Annotated in this window: 20 protein-coding genes; all 20 read left to right on the top strand. The window is 59.9% G+C overall.

The window, feature by feature from the left end; translation table 11 throughout:
• Nucleotides 1-9 precede the first annotated feature (9 nt).
• Complete coding sequence (gene fliF, locus EC915_RS11500) at nucleotides 10-1,788, top strand: flagellar basal-body MS-ring/collar protein FliF (protein ID WP_133750635.1); 1,779 nt, start codon at nucleotides 10-12, stop codon at nucleotides 1,786-1,788.
• Entirely contained in the window at nucleotides 1,781-2,797 is a 1,017-nt protein-coding gene (gene fliG / locus EC915_RS11495; RefSeq protein WP_133750634.1) for a flagellar motor switch protein FliG, read from the top strand. Before fliF ends, fliG begins: the two co-directional genes overlap by 8 nt.
• A 15-nt stretch (nucleotides 2,798-2,812) precedes the next feature.
• A complete protein-coding gene (fliH, locus tag EC915_RS11490; protein ID WP_133750633.1) occupies nucleotides 2,813-3,634 on the top strand; it encodes a flagellar assembly protein FliH in 822 nt (273 codons plus the stop codon).
• The gene (fliI, locus tag EC915_RS11485; protein ID WP_133750632.1) at nucleotides 3,624-4,982 is read left to right on the top strand and encodes a flagellar protein export ATPase FliI; all 1,359 of its coding nucleotides are present in this window, start codon (nucleotides 3,624-3,626) and stop codon (nucleotides 4,980-4,982) included. The genes fliH and fliI overlap by 11 nt, the downstream gene beginning before the upstream one ends.
• A 6-nt stretch (nucleotides 4,983-4,988) precedes the next feature.
• Nucleotides 4,989-5,438 carry a flagellar export protein FliJ gene (gene fliJ / locus EC915_RS11480; protein WP_133750631.1) on the top strand — a complete coding sequence of 150 codons (450 nt, stop codon included), beginning with the start codon at nucleotides 4,989-4,991 and terminating at the stop codon, nucleotides 5,436-5,438.
• A gap of 109 nt (nucleotides 5,439-5,547) precedes the next feature.
• Nucleotides 5,548-5,850, top strand: a complete 303-nt coding sequence (locus EC915_RS11475; RefSeq protein ID WP_133750630.1) for an STAS domain-containing protein — start codon at nucleotides 5,548-5,550, stop codon at nucleotides 5,848-5,850.
• Nucleotides 5,850-7,562, top strand: coding sequence for a fused response regulator/phosphatase (locus EC915_RS11470; RefSeq protein ID WP_133750629.1), 1,713 nt, complete (start codon nucleotides 5,850-5,852; stop codon nucleotides 7,560-7,562). The genes EC915_RS11475 and EC915_RS11470 overlap by 1 nt, the downstream gene beginning before the upstream one ends.
• 30 nt (nucleotides 7,563-7,592) lie before the next feature.
• Nucleotides 7,593-7,985: an Hpt domain-containing protein gene (locus EC915_RS11465; RefSeq protein ID WP_256658704.1), complete on the top strand. Its 393-nt coding sequence runs from the start codon at nucleotides 7,593-7,595 to the stop codon at nucleotides 7,983-7,985.
• A 77-nt stretch (nucleotides 7,986-8,062) separates the two neighbouring features.
• Nucleotides 8,063-9,484, top strand: a complete 1,422-nt coding sequence (locus EC915_RS11460; protein ID WP_133750628.1) for a flagellar hook-length control protein FliK — start codon at nucleotides 8,063-8,065, stop codon at nucleotides 9,482-9,484.
• A 217-nt stretch (nucleotides 9,485-9,701) separates the two neighbouring features.
• Nucleotides 9,702-10,205: a flagellar basal body-associated protein FliL gene (gene fliL, locus EC915_RS11455; protein ID WP_133750627.1), complete on the top strand. Its 504-nt coding sequence runs from the start codon at nucleotides 9,702-9,704 to the stop codon at nucleotides 10,203-10,205.
• Between the two features lie 9 nt (nucleotides 10,206-10,214).
• On the top strand, nucleotides 10,215-11,183 hold the full coding sequence (gene fliM / locus EC915_RS11450) for a flagellar motor switch protein FliM (RefSeq protein ID WP_133750626.1): 969 nt from the start codon (nucleotides 10,215-10,217) through the stop codon (nucleotides 11,181-11,183).
• A 64-nt stretch (nucleotides 11,184-11,247) separates the two neighbouring features.
• Nucleotides 11,248-11,709 carry a flagellar motor switch protein FliN gene (gene fliN, locus EC915_RS11445; RefSeq protein ID WP_133750625.1) on the top strand — a complete coding sequence of 154 codons (462 nt, stop codon included), beginning with the start codon at nucleotides 11,248-11,250 and terminating at the stop codon, nucleotides 11,707-11,709.
• Nucleotides 11,710-12,246 carry a flagellar biosynthetic protein FliO gene (gene fliO / locus EC915_RS11440; RefSeq protein WP_256658703.1) on the top strand — a complete coding sequence of 179 codons (537 nt, stop codon included), beginning with the start codon at nucleotides 11,710-11,712 and terminating at the stop codon, nucleotides 12,244-12,246. It abuts the gene before it with no gap.
• Nucleotides 12,246-12,989 carry a flagellar type III secretion system pore protein FliP gene (gene fliP / locus EC915_RS11435; protein ID WP_133750624.1) on the top strand — a complete coding sequence of 248 codons (744 nt, stop codon included), beginning with the start codon at nucleotides 12,246-12,248 and terminating at the stop codon, nucleotides 12,987-12,989. Before fliO ends, fliP begins: the two co-directional genes overlap by 1 nt.
• A 25-nt stretch (nucleotides 12,990-13,014) precedes the next feature.
• Nucleotides 13,015-13,284, top strand: coding sequence for a flagellar biosynthesis protein FliQ (fliQ, locus tag EC915_RS11430; protein WP_133750623.1), 270 nt, complete (start codon nucleotides 13,015-13,017; stop codon nucleotides 13,282-13,284).
• A gap of 7 nt (nucleotides 13,285-13,291) precedes the next feature.
• The gene (gene fliR / locus EC915_RS11425; RefSeq protein ID WP_133750622.1) at nucleotides 13,292-14,077 is read left to right on the top strand and encodes a flagellar biosynthetic protein FliR; all 786 of its coding nucleotides are present in this window, start codon (nucleotides 13,292-13,294) and stop codon (nucleotides 14,075-14,077) included.
• A gap of 1 nt (nucleotide 14,078) precedes the next feature.
• The gene (flhB, locus tag EC915_RS11420) at nucleotides 14,079-15,218 is read left to right on the top strand and encodes a flagellar biosynthesis protein FlhB (RefSeq protein WP_133750621.1); all 1,140 of its coding nucleotides are present in this window, start codon (nucleotides 14,079-14,081) and stop codon (nucleotides 15,216-15,218) included.
• Between the two features lie 144 nt (nucleotides 15,219-15,362).
• Complete coding sequence (locus tag EC915_RS11415; protein ID WP_133750620.1) at nucleotides 15,363-15,887, top strand: MarR family winged helix-turn-helix transcriptional regulator; 525 nt, start codon at nucleotides 15,363-15,365, stop codon at nucleotides 15,885-15,887.
• The gene (locus tag EC915_RS11410; protein ID WP_133750619.1) at nucleotides 15,884-17,086 is read left to right on the top strand and encodes an FAD-dependent monooxygenase; all 1,203 of its coding nucleotides are present in this window, start codon (nucleotides 15,884-15,886) and stop codon (nucleotides 17,084-17,086) included. The genes EC915_RS11415 and EC915_RS11410 overlap by 4 nt, the downstream gene beginning before the upstream one ends.
• Before the next feature lie 151 nt (nucleotides 17,087-17,237).
• Nucleotides 17,238-19,367, top strand: coding sequence for a flagellar biosynthesis protein FlhA (flhA, locus tag EC915_RS11405; protein ID WP_133750618.1), 2,130 nt, complete (start codon nucleotides 17,238-17,240; stop codon nucleotides 19,365-19,367).
• The last annotated feature ends 10 nt before the right edge of the window (nucleotides 19,368-19,377 follow it).

Genomic DNA, 19,377 nt, shown 5'->3' with positions numbered 1-19,377 from the left:
ATTTAAGTCATGGCTGAAGCCGCCGCCGATAACGTACCCGTCAAGACGGGTGCGACAGCAAGCAAGTCGCCGATGTTCGGTTTGGCGTTCCTGCAAAATCTTTCCGAAATGACCATGTTGCGTCAGGTCGGCCTCATGGTGGGGCTGGCTGCCAGCGTGGCGATTGGTTTTGCCGTCGTGCTCTGGTCGCAACAGCCAGACTACAAGCCGCTGTACGGCAGCTTGTCGGGCGTGGACACCAAACAGGTCATGGACACCCTGGCCCAGGCCGACATTCCCTACACCGTGGAACCCAACTCCGGCGCCTTGCTGGTCAAGTCCGATGACCTGTCCCGTGCCCGCATCAAGCTGGCCGGTGCCGGGATCGCTCAGAGCGATGGCAACGTCGGCTTCGAGATCCTCGACAAGGATCAAGGTCTGGGTACCAGCCAGTTCATGGAGGCCACGCGTTACCGTCGTGGTCTGGAAGGCGAACTGGCGCGTACCATCTCCAGCCTGAACAACATCAAGGCGGCCCGCGTGCACCTGGCGATTCCGAAAAGTTCGGTGTTCGTCCGCGACGACCGCAAACCCACTGCGTCGGTGCTGGTGGAGATGTACGCCGGACGTACCCTTGAGCCGGGTCAGGTGATGGCCATCGTCAATCTGGTGGCGACCAGCGTTCCCGAGCTGACCAAATCACAGGTCACCGTCGTAGACCAGAAAGGCAACCTGCTGTCCGATCAGGCGGAAAACTCCGAGCTGAGCATGGCTGGCAAGCAGTTCGACTACACCCGCCGCATGGAAAGCATGCTGACCCAGCGCGTGCAGAACATCCTGCAGCCGGTGTTGGGTAATGACCGTTACAAGGCTGAAGTCTCAGCCGACGTCGATTTCAGCGCGGTGGAATCCACGGCCGAAAGCTTCAACCCAGACCAGCCCGCGCTGCGCAGTGAGCAGACGGTCAACGAACAACGTTCCAGCGGCAGCGGTTCCCAAGGCGTTCCGGGTGCTCTGAGCAATCAGCCGCCGGGGCCGGCCACTGCGCCGCAGAATGCAACCGCCGGTGCGGCCGGCGCTACCGGTCCGATCGCAGCAGGCCAACCGCTGCTGGACGCCAACGGTCAGCAAATCATGGACCCGGCCACCGGTCAGCCCATGCTCGCGCCTTACCCTGCGGACAAGCGTAACCAGTCGACCAAGAACTTCGAACTGGACCGTTCCATCAGCCACACCAAGCAACAGCAGGGCAAGATCAATCGCCTGTCGGTGGCGGTGGTGGTGGACGATCAGGTCAAGGTCAACCCGGCCAACGGTGAAACCACCATGGTGCCGTGGACTGCCGATCAGCTGACACGTTTTACCCGTCTGGTGCAGGACGCCGTGGGCTTCGATGCCGCACGGGGCGATAGCGTCAGTGTCATCAACGTGCCGTTCTCGGCCGAGCGTGGCGAAGTGATTCCGGACATCCCGTTTTACTCGCAGCCGTGGTTCTGGGACATCGTCAAGCAGGCGATGGGCGTGATCTTTATCCTGGTGCTGGTCTTCGGGGTCCTGCGTCCGGTGTTGAAGAACATCACCAATCCGAAGAGCCAGGCTGCCGACGGCGACATGGAACTGGGTGGCATGGTCGGAATGGATGGTGAGTTGGCCAATGACCGCGTGAGTCTGGGCGGTCCGCAAAGCATCCTGCTGCCGAGCCCGAGTGAGGGTTATGACGCGCAGCTCAACGCTATCAAGAGCCTGGTAGCTGAAGACCCGGCTCGCGTGGCTCAGGTCGTTAAAGAGTGGATCAACACAGATGAGTGACAGTCGTGCTGCGGTCAAACTGAGCCGGGTTGATAAAGCGGCGATCCTGCTCCTCACCCTGGGTGAGACGGATGCTGCGCAGGTGCTGCGCCACATGGGCCCTAAAGAGGTCCAGCGTGTCGGTGTGGCGATGGCGCAGATGCGCAACGTTCATCGCGAACAGGTCGAAGTCGTGATGAGCGAGTTCGTCGATGTCGTCGGTGATCAGACCGGTGTGGGCATCGGCTCCGATGGCTACATCCGCAAGATGCTGACCCAGGCCCTGGGCGAAGACAAGGCCAACGGCCTCATCGACCGCATCCTGCTCGGTGGCAACACCAGCGGCCTGGACAGTCTCAAGTGGATGGAACCGCGCGCCGTTGCCGACGTCATTCGTTACGAGCACCCGCAGATCCAGGCCATCGTCGTCGCGTACCTGGATGCTGATCAGGCCGGTGAAGTGCTGAGCCATTTCGACCACAAGGTACGCCTGGATATCATCCTGCGCGTGTCCTCGTTGAACACCGTGCAACCTGCTGCGTTGAAAGAGCTGAACCAGATCCTCGAGAAGCAGTTTTCGGGCAATGCCAATACCTCGCGTACCACCCTGGGTGGTATCAAGCGTGCGGCGGACATCATGAACTTCCTCGACAGTTCGATCGAAGGGCAGCTCATGGACTCCATCCGTGAAGTGGACGAAGACCTGTCGACGCAGATCGAAGACCTCATGTTCGTCTTCAACAACCTGTCCGATGTCGACGACCGTGGCATTCAGGCGCTGTTGCGCGAGGTGTCTTCCGATGTGCTGGTCCTGGCGCTCAAGGGCTCGGACGAAGCGATCAAGGAAAAGATTTTCAAGAACATGTCCAAACGTGCTGCCGAGTTGCTGCGCGACGATCTGGAGGCCAAGGGCCCGGTTCGCGTCAGCGATGTGGAAGGCGCCCAGAAGGAAATTCTCACCATTGCCCGTCGTATGGCGGAGGCCGGGGAGATCGTTCTCGGCGGCAAAGGTGGCGAAGAAATGATTTAACAACAGGTGCAGTCGATGTTCAGCTCCGATAAAGAACCACCCACCGAGCTCATCCGCGCCAAGGATCTGCGTGGGATCGATGTCTGGACGTTGCCCAGCTTCGACCCCCGTGTGGAAACACCTGAGCCAGCGCCTGAGGCTGAGGAACCGGAGCCTGCGGAAAGCGAGGAAGTGCCGCTTGAAGAAGTCCAGCCGCTGACGCTGGAAGAGTTGGAAAGCATCCGTCAGGATGCCTACAACGAAGGTTTTGCCATCGGCGAGAAAGAGGGCTTTCACAGTGCCCAGCTCAAGGTTCGTCAGGAAGCCGAGCAGGCACTGGCGCCCAAGCTGGCAAGCCTTGAAATGCTGATGACCCACCTGTTCGAACCGATTGCCGATCAAGACGCGCAGATCGAAAAATCCATGATTCAGCTGGTCGAGCACGTTGCCAGGCAAGTCATCCAGCGCGAACTTAAAAGCGACTCAAGTCAGATCGGCAAAGTGCTGCAGGACGCCCTGCGGTTGCTGCCGATGGGCGCCGCCAATGTGCGCATCCTGATCAATTCACAGGATTTCGCGCAGGTAAAGGCCTTGCGTGAGCGTCATGAAGAAAGCTGGCGGATTCTCGAAGACGACACGCTGCAGCCGGGCGGCTGCCGGGTTGAAACCGAATACAGCCGGATCGATGCCACGGTCGAGAGCCGCATCGGCCAGGCCATCGGCAAGATGTTCGATCAACTGCATGAGCAGGCGCTGCATCCTGCGGTTCCCGATGTCGCCATCGAGCTGGAAGAGGCGATCCAGAGCGCCGAAAAGACCGTTTATCCGCTCGGAGCGGGGGTGACCGATGCTTCTTGAGCGCACCAGCTTCGGCAAACGTCTGAGCACCTACGCCGACGCCATCACCTTGCCTGTTCAGCCCGTGGTCGAAGGCCGCTTGCTACGTATGGTGGGGCTGACGCTGGAGGCCGAAGGCCTGCGTGCGGCCATGGGCAGTCGGTGTGTGGTGATCAACGACGACAGCCATCATCCGGTGGAAGTCGAAGCCGAAGTCATGGGTTTTGCCGGTGGCAAGGTGTTCCTGATGCCGGTGGGCAGCGTCGCGGGCATTGCTCCCGGCGCTCGCGTCGTACCGCTGGCGGACACGGGTCGTTTGCCGATGGGCATGACCATGCTCGGTCGGGTGCTCGACGGCGCCGGACGTCCGCTGGACGGCAAGGGCGGCATGAAGGCTGAAGACTGGATACCGCTGGACGGGCCGATCATCAATCCGCTCAAGCGTGACCCGATCAGCCAGCCGCTGGACGTCGGCATCCGCTGCATCAACGGTTTGCTCACAGTCGGCCGCGGCCAGCGACTTGGTCTGTTCGCCGGTACGGGCGTGGGCAAAAGTGTGCTGCTGGGGATGATGACCCGCTTTACCGAGGCCGACATCATCGTCGTCGGGCTGATCGGTGAGCGGGGTCGTGAGGTCAAGGAATTCATCGAACACATTCTTGGCGAAGAAGGTCTCAAGCGCTCGGTGGTCGTCGCTTCTCCAGCCGACGACGCGCCGCTCATGCGCTTGCGCGCGGCCATGTACTGCACGCGCATTGCCGAATATTTTCGTGATAAGGGCAAGAACGTCCTGTTGCTGATGGACTCGCTGACCCGTTTCGCTCAGGCCCAGCGGGAGATTGCCCTTGCCATCGGCGAGCCGCCAGCGACCAAGGGTTACCCGCCTTCGGTATTCGCCAAGCTGCCCAAGCTGGTGGAGCGTGCCGGCAACGCCGAAAAGGGCGGAGGCTCGATCACCGCGTTCTACACGGTGCTGTCCGAAGGTGACGATCAGCAGGACCCGATCGCCGACTCGGCGCGAGGTGTGCTCGACGGCCACATCGTGCTGTCCCGGCGTCTTGCGGAGGAGGGGCATTATCCGGCCATCGACATAGAGGCGTCCATCAGTCGGGTCATGCCATCGGTGGTCGACCCTCAGCACATGGTTCAGGCGCAGTATTTCAAGCAGCTGTGGTCGCGTTATCAGCAGAGTCGCGACCTGATCAGCGTCGGCGCTTATGTGGCCGGCGGTGATCGCGAAACCGATCTGGCGATCAACCTGCAGCCGCAGTTGGTGCAGTACCTGCGTCAGGGTCTGCACGACAACGAAAGCATGCAAAGCAGCGAAGCTCAGTTGGCGAAGATCTTCAGTCCACAGGGCGGGAGCTGATAAGTCATGGCGCTAACGCGTGCGTCCCGCCTGGCGCCAGTGGTGGAAATGGCAGAAAAAGCCGAGAAAGCCGCCGTCCAGCGGCTGGGGCATTTTCAGGGGCAGGTCCGGCTGGCCGAAACCAAACTCGGCGAACTGGAAAAGTTTCGCTCCGACTACCAGCAGCAGTGGATCGACAAGGGTGCTCACGGGGTTTCCGGCCAGTGGTTAATGAACTACCAGCGCTTCCTCAATCAGCTGGAGACCGCCGTCAGTCAGCAGCGTCAGAGCCTGAGCTGGCATCAGAACAATCTGAGCAAGGCTCGCGGCGAATGGCAAAAGGCCTATGCGCGGGTGGAGGGGCTGCGCAAACTCGTGCAGCGCTACATCGACGAAGCCCGCGCGCTGGAGGACAAGCGTGAGCAGAAGCTGCTGGACGAACTGTCCCAGCGGCTGCCACGGCAGGAGCAGTTCTGATTTCTTGAGCGTCGGTTTGGGTTCACAACCGCAATCTTGCAGTTGCCGCGTTACATAACCGGTGCTACACCTTCAAACGTCTGACGCCGTTTCATATAAGGAATTTGATATGTCGGTAACCTTCCAGCACTCTCCCGACGGGCAGCAACTGACCATTATTATCAAGGGACGCTTCGATTTTTCGAAGCATCAGGATTTCCGCAGCGCCTACGAAAACGAGAACAGGGCCAAACATTTTGTGGTCGATCTCAAGGACACCACCTACATCGACAGCTCGGCGCTGGGTATGCTCTTGCTGTTGCGCGACCATGCTGGCGGTGAAGATGCAGACGTGCAGTTGAAAAACTGCGCTCCCGACGTCAATAAAATCCTCAGCATTTCCAATTTCTCCAAACTTTTTCGCATTCTCTGATGGTGGGTTCCGCACCGCCCGAGCGCCTGGCGATTCTCATCGCCGATGACAATGAAAGCGACCGCCTGCTGCTCTCGGCGATCATCAATCGCCAGGGGCATGAAGTGCTGAGGGCCTGCAATGGAGCCCAGGCCGTAGAAATGTTCGAACAGCACCGCCCGCAGCTGGTGTTGATGGACGCCTTGATGCCGGTCATGGACGGTTTCGAGGCCGCGCGCCGAATCAAGGTGCTGGCTGGCGAATCACTGGTCCCGATCATTTTTCTGACCGCCCTGACTGAAGGCGAAGCCCTGGCGCGTTGCCTGGATGCAGGGGGGGATGACTTCGTCGCCAAGCCTTATAACCAAGTGGTGCTGGCCGCCAAAATCAATGCGATGAACCGTTTGCGGCTGTTGCAGGAAACGGTTCTGCAACAGCGCGACCTGATCGCCCGGCATCATAAATACCTGCTTAACGAACAGCGCGTGGCCAAGGCAGTATTCGATCAGATTGCCCATTCCGGCTGCCTGGGTGCGCCAAACATTCGCTACCTGCAGTCCCCTTACGCACTGTTCAATGGTGATCTGCTGCTGGCGGCCTGGGCACCCTCCGGCAACATGCACGTGTTGCTTGGCGACTTTACCGGCCATGGCTTGCCGGCGGCAGTCGGTGCCATGCCGCTGGCCGAAGTGTTCTATGGCATGACGGCCAAGGGTTACGGACTTCCGGAAACCCTGCGCGAGATGAATGCCAAGCTCAAGCGCATTCTCCCGGTCGATATGTTCTGTTGCGCTGCGCTGATCTGCGTGAACTTCAAGCAGCAACTGGTCGAAGTCTGGAATGGCGGACTGCCGGATGGCTACCTGCTGCACAGTGACGGGCGACCCCACACATCACTCATTTCGGCGCACTTGCCGTTGGGTGTGCTAAGCGCCAGCAGTTTCGATGACAACACACAGGTTTATCCCTTTGCCGCCGGTGACCGGGTATTTCTGCTATCCGACGGTGTGGTGGACAGTACCGACGAAAGTGGGGAGATGTTCGGCGCTCGGCGTCTACAGAATGTGTTGGTCTCCAATCGCAACCCCGCGACGCTGATCGAAGAGGTACAGTGGTCCCTTGCACGTTTTCGCGGGCAGGTTCGCGACGACGTGAGCATGCTCGAAGTCGGCTTCACGGAGCCGGAATCCTTGGGTCCGCCGTCGGTGATCTACACTGACAGCGGCGATTCCAGCCCACTGGATTGGTCGGCGAGTTTCGAATTCCGTGCCTCGACCCTTAAACGGTTTAATCCTCTGCCTTATCTGTTGCAGCTTTTGCAGGAGGTTCACGGCCTGCGTCAGCAAAGCAGCGAGCTGTATGTCGTGCTGGCCGAGCTGTACAGCAACGCCCTGGAGCATGGTGTCCTGGGCCTGGATTCTGCGCTCAAGCGTGATGCCGAAGGATTCGCCCTTTACTACCAGCAGCGAGGTGAGCGGCTGGACGCGCTGGAGGATGGTTTTATCCGCATCAGTTTTCAGATAGTCCCGGTGTCGCAGGGCGGGCGCCTGACGGTTCAGGTGCACGACAGCGGCCGGGGTTTCGACGCCGAGCACACGCTGGCGCTGCCGCCGGCGGTCGACCAGTTGTCGGGCAGAGGGTTGAGCCTGGTCCGCCAGCTCAGTGATCGCTGTCAATGGTCTGAAGACGGCCGTACCGCATCTGTGGAGTTTGCATGGGAGGCTCTGGCATAATCGCGCAAATCTTGATCAAGGAGCGAACAAGTGTTGCAAAATCATGTGGATCTGGCGGTGCTCAGTACCTTGCGCGATGTGATGGAGACTGAATATCCGGCATTGCTGACTATCTTCATCAGGGATTCGGAAACCCGGATCATGGACTTGAACGGGGTGATCCAGGCCTCTGATTTCTCTCCGGCCTCGGCGGCTCAGCTGCATCAGTTGGGCATGATGGCCCACAGCTTCAAAGGCAGCAGCAGCAACATGGGTGCCGCTCATCTGGCCGAGCTGTGCCGACAGCTGGAAGAACTGGTCCGCGGGCAGGCCGCGATCAGCGCCTCGCGGGTGACGCAATTGGTCGAGGCGATCGACTATGAATTCCGCGCGGTGCGTGAAATGTTCGACATTGAATTGCAGACCACACTTATTCGCCATTAACGCTATTTGCGATAGCGTTCGACGTTGGCCCGCCATTTGCTTGATCTGTGTGTAATCGTGCTCTTGCGGAGATCAACATGGCACTCGCCAACAATCCTTTACTGACGGCTTTGACAGCTGCAAAAGCGCAGAAAGCCAGCGCCGCCACAGCGGTAAAGGCGCCGGACCCCGTCAAGGGCGGCACTTCCAGCTTTTCCAGCGTGTTCGCCAAGCAGGCCACGCCTGCGCCGAACACTGTCGACCAGAGCCCTGCAAAGCCTTCCAGCGCCAAGAGTCCGACGGCTGACAGCAAGAACAGCGCCGGTCATTCGACTTCCGCTCCCGACAAGACGGTTGCCGATAACGGCAATGGTTTGCCTGCCAAGGCGGTTCACGACAAGTCGGACCCGGACAGCAATGGCGATTCCAAAGAAAAGCCTGATGACGATTCGGACGAAAGTCTGGCCGACGACACCTCCGTGGCCGATACGCCGGTGACCGATCCGCCCGTCGATCCGACGTTGCTTGTGGCAGTGCCCTCGGCACCCGTGCCTCCACCGGTGGTGGAGGCTCAGCCGGTGGTCGATCCGGCTTTGCTGGCTGCGGCTGCGACAGGCGTGGCGCAGCCGGTGGTCCAGGCGCCTGTGGGCGATGCGCTGACGGAAGGCGGCGACGATAAATTCGATCCTTCGGCCGACCCGCTAGAAGGGTTGACAGCGGTGCAGGTCGCGCTGGAAAACAAAACCCGGCAAACGGCTCAGGCGACCGGTAGCGAGGCGAGCAAGACCTCCGGAACGCAGAACCCGAATGCAGATCCTGCACAGCTGCTGACCGCTAATCTGGCGGCATTGGGCGATCAGCCGGTAGACAAGAGCACAACCGAAGGCGGCGGTGACAAGGCCTTCGGCGGCTTGCTTGCAGATGGCCTGAAAGATGTCAAGGATGCCACCAGTGACACGCGTGTGGACAACTTCGCCGAGCGTCTGGCTGCGCTGTCTCAGGCCGCTCAAATGAAGAACAATGCCCCGGCGTCCGCTCCATTGATTAACCAGCCGCTGGCCATGAACCAAGGTGGCTGGACCGAAGGCGTGGTGAACCGCGTCATGTATTTGTCCAGCCAGAACCTCAAGCAGGCCGATATTCAGTTGCAGCCAGCTGAGCTCGGCCGGCTGGACATTCGCGTCAATATGGCGGCGGATCAGCAGACCCAAGTGACCTTTATGAGCGCCCATGTGGGCGTGCGTGAAGCGCTGGAAAGCCAGATGTCGCGTTTGCGTGATTCCTTTGTCCAGCAGGGCATGGGGCAGGTCAACGTCAACGTCTCGGATCAGTCTCAGGGCTGGCAGCAACAAGCCCAGCAGCAGTCAGGTGGTGACGGGCGTGGCAATGGCGGCAGCGGCTCCGGTGGTTCCGGTGGCAGCGACCTGATTGCCGACGGCGCGCCGGTGGATGCAGCCAGCGCCGCGGCCAGCGCGCCGCTGACGGTCATTGGCTCCAGCGCGGTCGATTACTACGCCTGACGCCACCTGGGCGTCAGCAATAGCGAGTTGAAGCTCCAGTCGGCAAGTGCAAGCAAGATCAAGAGCGGTGGTCGTCAGGACACGTATTCCGGGCGCTCACCGCTTTTGCGTTTTTCGACGCTCAACGCTCGCAGCTCGTTACTGCGTTTCTGGCACAACCCTTGCTCTTGCTCTGTCACGCAGCACCGAACCCCTTGGATAGTGACGGATTATTGGCATGGCGAAGAGCGACGACGCAGTTAAAGACCCGGCGAAGAAAGGCAAGCTGAAGATCATCATTTTTGTGGTGGTGGGCCTGCTGCTGGCCATCGGTCTGTCGGTTGGCGCAACCTGGTTCATCATGCACAAGGCCGAGAGCAAGCCTGATCCGGCGCTCGCGGCCGACGCTGCCAACGCCAAGAAGGAAGCGGTTTTCGAACCACTGACGCCACCTTTCGTCGTCAACTACAACGTCAACGGCCGCCAGCGCTACATGCAGGTCAGCATTACCTTGCTGGCGCGTGACCACGCCGATATGGACGCGTTGAAAGTGCACATGCCGGTCATTCGCAATAACCTTGTCATGATGTTCTCCGGGCAGCCGTTCGACACGCTCGCAACGCCGGTGGGCATGGAAATGCTGCGCCAGAAAGCCGCTGCGGTGGTGCAGGAAGTCGGCCAGAAAGAGCTTGGCAAAAGCGTCATCGAACAGCTGCTTTTCACTAACTACGTATTGCAGTAGGACCACGACATGGCCGTGCAAGACCTGCTGTCCCAGGATGAGATCGACGCGCTGTTGCATGGCGTAGACGATGGTCTGGTACAGACCGAAAGCGTTATGGAGCCTGGCAGCGTCAAGAGTTACGACCTGACCAGCCAGGACCGCATCGTCCGCGGACGCATGCCAACCCTGGAAATGATCAACGAGCGCTTCGCCCGTTATACCCGTATCAGCATGTTCAACCTGCTGCGCCGCTCTGCGGATGTCGCGGTCGGTGGCGTGCAGGTCATGAAGTTCGGCGAATACGTGCATTCGCTGTATGTGCCCACCAGTCTGAATCTGGTCAAGATCAAGCCGCTGCGCGGCACCGCGTTGTTCATCCTTGACGCCAAGCTGGTGTTCAAGCTGGTGGACAACTTCTTCGGTGGCGATGGCCGTCACGCCAAGATCGAAGGCCGGGAGTTCACCCCGACTGAATTGCGCGTGGTGCGCATCGTGCTGGATCAGGCGTTCATCGACCTGAAGGAAGCCTGGCAGGCCGTCATGGAAGTCAACTTCGAGTACATCAACTCGGAAGTGAACCCGGCCATGGCCAACATCGTCGGCCCGAGCGAAGCGATTGTGGTGTCGACTTTTCACATCGAACTCGATGGCGGTGGCGGCGACCTGCACGTGACCATGCCGTATTCGATGATCGAACCGGTGCGTGAAATGCTCGACGCCGGTTTCCAGTCCGACCTGGACGATCAGGACGAGCGCTGGGTCAACGCCCTCAAGCAGGACGTTCTGGATGTGTCAGTACCGTTGAGTGCCACGGTAGCCAGGCGTCAGCTCAAGTTGCGGGACATCCTGCACATGCAGCCGGGCGATGTGATTCCGGTCGAGCTGAACGATCAACTGGTCATGCGCGCCAATGGCGTGCCGTCGTTCAAGGTCAAGCTCGGTTCGCACAAGGGCAATCTGGCCCTGCAAGTGATCGAGCCGGTAGAACGCCGCTGACGTTCTGTCGTCAGCTTAAGAATGTGCTGTAAAAACGAATTGCTATTGCTCCCCGAGGACAATCATGGCTGATGAAAACGAAATGAACTCCGCAGACGATCAGGCACTGGCCGACGAGTGGGCTGCGGCGTTGGGTGAAGCCGGAGAGGGTGGTCAGGCGGACATCGATGCGCTGCTGGCTGCCGATGCCGGGAACTCGACCAATCGCCTGACGATGGAGGAGTTCGGCAGTGTGCCGAAGAACAACGGTCCGGTGTCACTGGACGGCCCGAACCTGGACGTGATCCTCGACATCCCGGTATCGATTTCCATGGAAGTGGGCAGCACCGAGATCAACATCCGCAACCTGCTGCAGCTGAACCAGGGCTCGGTCATCGAGCTGGACCGGCTGGCGGGCGAGCCGCTGGACGTGCTGGTCAACGGTACGCTGATCGCTCACGGTGAGGTGGTGGTGGTGAACGAGAAGTTCGGCATTCGTCTTACCGACGTGATCAGCCCGAGCGAACGCATCAAGAAGTTGCGTTGAATGAGCCGCTTTTCGAAGGGCTTGTCCGGGTTGGCACTGCTGGCCACGTCGTGGGCTGTGATGGCTGCCGATCCTGCAACCACTGCCGGCACGCCTGCTGCTCCCGCCACCGCTTCAGTCGTTGTACCGCCAGTGTCCGGGTTGAGCAGCGGCATGGGCGGTCAATTGTTGCAACTGGTGCTGGGCCTGTTGCTGGTGGTCGGGATGATTTTCGTACTGGCCTGGCTGATGCGCCGGGTTCAGCGGGCAGGGCCTGCGGGTAATCAGGTGATCGAGCTGGTCGGTTCCCGCGCCCTCGGACCGCGTGACCGGCTGGTACTGGTTCAGGTGGGCAACGAACAGGTCCTGTTAGGGGTTTCGCCCGGCAGCATTACCGCGCTTCACGTGATGAATGAACCGGTTCAGGTCCCCGAGACCCAGAACGCCACGCCTGAGTTCGCCAGACGTCTGATGGATGTGCTCGGCAACAAAGGCGTGACTGGGCCGCGCGCAGGCAAGGGCGGGCTGGGCAACCTGGATCAGAAGGATAAGCATTGATGCGTATTGTTTTGACGCTGCTGTTGCTGCTGGCTACGCCGCTGGCGTTCGCCGCCGACCCGTTGTCGATCCCGGCCATCACCCTGGGCACCGGTGCCAACGGGCAGCAGGAATACTCGGTCAACCTGCAGATCCTGCTGATCATGACGGCGCTGAGTTTCATTCCGGCGTTCGTCATGCTGATGACCAGCTTCACCCGGATCATCATCGTGTTTTCGATTCTGCGTCAGGCCCTGGGCTTGCAACAGACGCCGTCGAACCAAATCCTCACCGGCATGGCGCTGTTCCTGACCATGTTCATCATGGCGCCCGTGTTCGATCGGGTGAATAACGACGCGTTGCAGCCCTACCTTGCGGAAAAAATGACTGCTCAGGACGCCGTGGCCAAGGCTGAAGTGCCAATCAAGGACTTTATGCTGGCCCAGACCCGCTCAAGCGATCTGGAGCTGTTCATGCGCCTGTCCAAGCGCACCGACATTCCGACGCCCGATGCTGCGCCCTTGACCATCATCGTCCCGGCGTTCGTAACGTCCGAATTGAAGACTGCCTTTCAGATCGGCTTCATGATTTTCATCCCGTTTCTGATCATCGACCTGGTCGTCGCCAGTGTGCTGATGGCGATGGGTATGATGATGCTTTCGCCCCTGATCATTTCCCTGCCGTTCAAGATCATGCTGTTCGTTCTGGTCGATGGCTGGGCGTTGATCATCGGCACACTGGCCGGCAGTTTCGGCGGCGTATGAACCTGTTTGACGAGGAGTGCCCGGCATGACCCCGGAAGTCGCTGTAGACCTGTTTCGCGAAGCGCTGTGGCTGACCACTACCATGGTGGCGATTCTCGTGGTGCCAAGCCTGGTGGTCGGCCTGCTGGTGTCGATGTTCCAGGCTGCAACGCAGATCAACGAACAGACCCTGAGCTTCCTGCCGCGCCTGCTCGTCATGCTGGTCACCCTGATCGTGATCGGCCCGTGGATGGTGCGCACGTTCATGGAGTACATCACCAACCTGTACACCAGCATTCCTCAAGTGATCGGCTGAACCGCAAATGGAACCTGTGCTGGCGCTGACCGACACGCAGATCAGCACGTGGGTCAGTGCGTTCATGCTGCCGCTGTTCCGCATCGCAGCCGTGTTGATGACCATGCCGATCTTCGGCACGACGCTGGTGCCCAAGCGCGTGCGGCTGTATCTGGCCCTGGCGATCACCTTCGTGGTCGCGCCGAGCCTGCCGCCGATGCCGGAAGTTCATGCCCTGGACCTCAGCGCACTGCTGTTGATCGCCCAGCAGATCATCATCGGCGCTGCGCTGGGCATGTCGCTGCAGTTGTTCTTTCAGGCGTTCGTGATCGCCGGTCAGGTGGTGGCGATCCAGATGGGCATGGGCTTCGCGTCCATGGTCGACCCGATCAACGGGGTCTCGACCGCCGTGATCGGGCAGTTCTTCACCATGCTGGTGACGCTGCTGTTTCTGGCGATGAATGGCCACTTGGTGGTGTTCGAGGTGCTCATCGAAAGCTTCACCACGCTGCCGGTAGGTGACGGTCTGGTGACAGCCAATTTCTGGGAGCTGGTATTGCGCCTGGGCTGGGTGCTCGGCGCGGCGCTGCTGCTGGTACTGCCGGCGATCACCGCGCTGTTGGTGGTTAACATCGCTATGGGTGTGATGACCCGTGCGGCGCCGCAATTGAACATCTTCTCCATCGGTTTCCCGTTGACGCTGGTGCTGGGCATGGGGATTCTCTGGATCTCGCTCGGCGACATTCTCAATCAATACCAACCGCTGGCGGTCGACGCCTTGCAGTTGCTCAAGGAAATGGTCAAGGCGCGCTGACATGGCTGAAAGCGAGAGCGGTCAGGACAAGACAGAAGACCCCACGGACAAACGAAAACGTGATGCCCGGGAGAAGGGCGAGATCGCCCGTTCCAAAGAGCTCAACACGGTCGTCGTGATGATCGTCGGCGCCGCCGGTTTACTGGCGTTTGGCGGCTCCATGGCGGAAATGCTGATGCAATTGATGCGGGACAACTTCACCATTTCCCGCGAAGCGCTGATGGATGAGCGCAGCATGAGCCTGATGCTGCTGGCGTCGGGCAAAACCGCACTCATGTCGGCGATCCCGCTGCTGCTGGCGCTGACCATCGCTGCACTGGTCGGGCCGATTTCGCTGGGCGGGTGGCTGTTCGCTGCCGGTTCGATGGCGCCCAAGTTCAGCCGCATGAATCCTCTGTCGGGTCTTAAGCGCATGGTTTCCCCCAAGGCGCTGATTGAATTGCTCAAGTCCTTCGCCAAATTCATCATCGTGCTGGTGGTGGCGGTGGTGGTGCTTGCCAAGGACAAGAATGACCTGCTGTCGATTGCCCATGAATCGTTGGAAATGGCGGTGGTGCACAGCCTGCAACTGGTGGGCTGGAGCACGCTGTGGATGGCGATGGGGTTATTGGTCATTGCGGCAGTGGATGTGCCGGTGCAGCTGTGGGATGCCCACAAGAAGCTGCTGATGACCAAGCAGGAAGTGCGTGACGAGCATAAGGACAACGAGGGACGGCCTGAGGTCAAGCAGCGGATTCGCCAGTTGCAGCGCGAGATGTCACAGCGGCGGATGATGGCGGCGATCCCGGATGCCGATGTGGTCATCACCAACCCGACTCACTACGCCGTTGCCCTCAAATACGACCCGGACAAGGGCGGAGCACCGATGCTGCTGGCCAAGGGCAGCGATTTCATGGCGTTGAAGATTCGCGAGATTGCAGCGCAACATCAGATTCTCTTGCTTGAGTCGCCGGCGCTGGCCCGTTCGATCTACTACAGCACCGAGATTGAGCAGGAAATTCCGGCAGGTTTGTATCTGGCCGTGGCGCAGGTATTGGCCTACGTCTATCAGATCCGCCAATACCGTGCCGGACGCGGCAAGCGTCCTGATCCACTGAAGGAAAATCTGCCAATACCGCCGGATCTGAGGCGCGACTCCTAGTCTGATCACTTCATCAATCGCAACCCGCAACGCGGTCTCCCTTCAGTGAAGTCACGATCTCCTTGTCATGGAAAAAACTAGCTAAGCAAGTTAGCTACATGTTAGCGTGCCTGCCTCTCGAATTCGGCCTGAGGCAGAACTCCCATGCGCACGCCGCCTTTTTCTTCATCATCCCTTGCGGACGCTCCACGCAGCCTGCAGATCGCCAGCGACAGAGTCGGGCAGCAGCTGCAACAGATTGCAGTTCAGACCCGCAAAGCGGCCGGCCATCTGGGCTCGGCCCTTGGCATCAATCAGACCGATATGGCAGCACTGGAGCACCTGATCAGTGACGGCCCATTGCCGCCGACCGAGCTTGCGGCGCGCCTGTCGGTGACCACCGCCGGCATCACTCAGGTTATCGACCGGCTGGAAAGCGCCGGGCACGTGGTCCGTGAGCGCCAGCTCAATGACAAACGCCGGGTGCTGGTACGTCCTGTGCCGGCCTCGGTGGCGAGCGTCTATCAACATATCGCTCCGATGCTTAATGGTCTGACCGCCGTGCTCGATGCGCTCGATGGCCAGGATCGCGTAGTGGTCGAGACCTTTCTTGCGCAGGTGATCGAGGTCTACCGCAGCACATTGCCGGGCAGCGCTAGCCCCACTGTTGAAAACGGGGACGTGCGATGAAATCGCAAAAAATTCTTGTCACCGGTGCCAGTGTCGCCGGCCCCGCATTGGCCTGGTGGCTGTCCCGGCAGGGCATGGAGGTCACCGTGGTCGAGAAGGCTGCAGAGTTTCGCGATGGCGGGCAGACCATCGATGTGCGTGGCGCCGGGCGGGTTGTCATCCAGCGCATGGGATTAGAGAACATCATCCGGGCAAACACTACCCACGAAGAGGGGATTGCCTTCGTTGACCAGGACGACCGGACCAAAGCGTTCATGGGTGTCAACGCGTTTGGCGGCGAGGGGCCAATAGCAGAACTGGAAATTCTGCGAGGTGAGCTGGCCAAACTGCTGATCCTGCATGGCCAGGACAGGGTCGCCTATCGGTTCGGCGACAGCATTGAAGCTCTTCACGACGATGGCGAGCAGGTTCATGTGCGCTTCGAAAGCGGGGCGGAGCAGGCTTACGATCTGGTCATTCTCGCTGAGGGTATCGGTTCGGCGACGCGCAATCGGGTTTTTGGCGACGAAGTGCAGCGGCGGCCACTTGATCTCTACACGGCCTATTTCACTCTGCCTCGACAGCCGAGCGATGGGCAGGTGATGCGCTGGTACAACATTCCTGGTGGCCGCTGTGTGTGTTTGCGGCCAGATAACCTGGGCACCACGCGTGCGCTGCTGTCGTTTCAGCAGGTGCCAAGTGGCTACGAGAAACTTACGCGCGACGAACAGGCGTCGTTGCTCAGGCAAAGGTTCGCTGGAGCGGGTTGGGAAACGCCCCGCGTGCTCGCCGCCCTGGATGACGCCCCAGACCTCTATCTGGAAGCCGTGGGGCAGGTGAGGATGTCGCGTTGGTCCAAGGGGCGTATCGCGCTGGTGGGAGACGCGGGCTACTGTGCATCGCCCATCAGCGGCATGGGCACCAGCCTGGGCCTGTGCGGCGCGTACGTGCTGGCGGGTGAACTGGGTCGCCATGCCGATCACACTCAAGCCTTTGCAGCCTATGAAGCGCTGATGCGGCCTTACGTCACTCAGGCGCAAGGTGTGCCCAGGTTCGCCCCCAGACTGGCCTCCCCGCATTCGCGTTTGGGCATCGGTCTGGGCCATGCCGTATTGAGAATGGCGACTGCACCCGGCTTCAAGCGCCTGCTTGGCAGGTTCCTTTCACCCAAAGCCGACGCCATCGACTTGCCAGACTATGACGTGCTCCAGAGGACGTAGGCTCGACCTTCGCGTCAGACGCTTTTTAAAATTCTGAAGGGTGGGACCCTGGCATTTTTTCGCTTTTCAAGAGTTGGACAGGTTTTTGCAATACCTGCGTTACAGCGCCTTCGGCGTCAAAAGTTTGATTTAACGCGCAGGTACAGAATTGGTGGATCGCTCACAGTTAATCTCTAACGCTCGCATTGGGCTGATCGGCCTGGGCCGTGGCCAGCTGGGTGTGCCGTTGCTGTTGCTGGTCATGCTGGCAATGATGATGTTGCCGATGCCACCGTTTCTGCTGGACGTGTTTTTCACGTTCAACATTGCGCTTTCCATCGTCGTGCTGCTGGTCTGCGTTTACGCATTGCGGCCACTGGATTTCTCGGTCTTCCCGACGATTCTGCTGATCGCGACCTTGCTTCGACTGGCGCTCAACGTGGCGTCCACCCGCGTGGTCATGCTCCACGGTCAGGACGGACACGCCGCAGCCGGTAAAGTGATTCAGGCCTTCGGTGAGGTGGTCATCGGCGGCAACTACGTGGTCGGTATCGTGGTGTTCGCGATCCTGATGATCATCAACTTCGTGGTGGTCACCAAGGGGGCCGGTCGTATCTCTGAAGTGAGTGCGCGGTTCACCCTGGACGCGATGCCCGGCAAGCAAATGGCAATCGACGCTGACCTCAACGCCGGCCTGATCGATCAGCCCGAAGCCAAGCGCCGTCGTCTGGAAGTGGCTCAGGAAGCCGAGTTCTACGGCTCGATGGACGGTGCCAGCAAATTCGTGCGCGGTGACGCCGTCGCAGGTCTCCTGATCCTGTTCATCAACCTCATTGGCGGCGTGCTGGTGGGCATCATTCAGCACAACATGAGCTTCGGCGACGCGGGTAAGGTCTACGCCCTATTGACCATTGGTGACGGTTTGGTGGCGCAGTTGCCATCGCTGCTGCTGTCCACCGCGGCCGCGATCATGGTGACCCGTGCCTCCGGTTCGGAAGAGATGGGCAAGCTGGTGGGCCGTCAGATGTTCACCTCGCACAAGGCTTTGGCCGTGTCGGCGGGCATCATGATCGTCATGGGGCTGGTACCGGGCATGCCGCACTTTTCGTTCATCAGCCTGGGGCTGGTGGCGGCGGGCGGCGCTTACCTGCTGTGGAAAAAACAGAATGAGGTCAAGCTGGCGGCGATTCAGGAGGTCAAGCGTCAGCAGGAACTGTTGCCCTCACCGATCCGCGCTCAGGAATCCAAAGAGCTGGGCTGGGACGACGTCACCCCTATCGACATGATCGGCCTGGAAGTGGGCTATCGGCTGATTCCACTGGTGGATCGCAACCAGGGTGGTCAGTTGCTGGCGCGGATCAAGGGCGTGCGCAAGAAGCTTTCTCAGGAGCTGGGCTTCCTGATGCCGACCGTTCACATTCGCGACAACCTGGACCTTGCGCCAAGCGCCTACCGCCTGACGCTGATGGGCGTCACCCTTGCCGAGGCGGAAATCTATCCGGATCGCGAGCTGGCGATCAACCCTGGTCAGGTATTTGGCAGCCTCAACGGCATCACTGCCAAAGACCCGGCGTTCGGTCTGGAGGCGGTGTGGATCGAAATTAGCCAACGCGCCCAGGCGCAATCGCTCGGCTACACCGTGGTAGATGCCAGTACCGTAGTGGCGACTCACTTGAACCAGATCCTGTACAAGCACTCTCATGAGTTGATCGGGCACGAAGAAGTCCAGCAATTGATGGCATTGCTGGCCAAAAGCTCGCCAAAACTTGCCGAAGAACTGGTGCCGGGCGTGCTGTCGCTGTCGGCGCTGCTCAAGGTGTTGCAGGCGTTGTTGGCCGAACAGGTTCCGGTGCGTGATATCCGCAGCATCGCCGAAGCTATCGCCAACAATGCTGCGCGGAGTCAAGATACCGCCGCATTGGTGGCCGCCGTACGGGTCGGATTGTCCCGCGCCATCGTGCAAAGCATTGTCGGCATTGAGCCGGAGCTGCCTGTTATCACGCTTGAGCCAAGGTTGGAACAGATTTTGCTCAATAGTCTGCAGAAGGCAGGTCAGGGTCAGGAAGAAGGCGTTCTGCTCGAGCCGAGCATGGCTGAGAAACTTCAGCGCTCGTTGATCGAAGCGGCGCAGCGTCAGGAGATGCAGGGTCAGCCGGTTATTTTGTTGGTTGCAGGTCCGGTTCGCGCCATGTTGTCCCGCTTTGGACGCCTCGCAGTACCGAATATGCATGTTTTGGCTTACCAGGAAATTCCTGACAATAAGCAAGTCACCATCGTAGCGACTGTTGGGCCGAACGGCTGAGGTAGTGAGT

The organism is Pseudomonas sp. LP_7_YM (assembly GCF_004364435.1).
Taxonomy (GTDB): domain Bacteria; phylum Pseudomonadota; class Gammaproteobacteria; order Pseudomonadales; family Pseudomonadaceae; genus Aquipseudomonas.
This window is presented reverse-complemented; position numbering and strand designations above follow the sequence as displayed.